We start from the raw sequence: 428 nt of genomic DNA on the forward strand, positions 1-428 counted from the left end.
CTGCTGTACCGGATGGGACCGGACCAGTGCCGGATGATCATGATCGATCCCAAGATGCTCGAATTGAGCATTTACGACGGCATCCCGCACCTGCTCGCCCCGGTCGTGACCGACCCGCCCAAGGCGATCCGGGCGCTGAAATGGGCGGTCGAGCAGATGGAGGAGCGCTATCGGATGATGGCCAGCCTCGGCGTGCGGGCGCTCAAGAGCTTCAACGAGAAGGTGCTCGAGGCCAAGGCGCGGGGCACCAAGCTCGGGCGCAAGGTGCAGACCGGTTACGACGCCGATTCGGGTCAGCCGGTCTACGAGACCGAAGAGCTGGATTACGAAGTCCTGCCGCAGATCGTGGTGGTGGTCGACGAGCTCGCCGACCTGATGATGACCGCCGGCAAGGAAGTCGAATTCCTGATCCAGCGGTTGGCTCAGAA

The 428-nt window shown here is 63.1% G+C and carries 1 protein-coding gene; it reads left to right on the forward strand.

Features of this window, described 5'->3' with window-relative positions; genetic code table 11:
- Nucleotides 1-54: 54 nt before the first annotated feature.
- A partial coding sequence (locus tag DF216_RS10515; protein ID WP_440862135.1) for an FtsK/SpoIIIE domain-containing protein occupies nucleotides 55-428 on the forward strand: 374 nt, incomplete at its 3' end.

The organism is Streptococcus oralis (assembly GCF_004127215.1).
GTDB lineage: Bacteria > Bacillota > Bacilli > Lactobacillales > Streptococcaceae > Streptococcus > Streptococcus oralis_BD.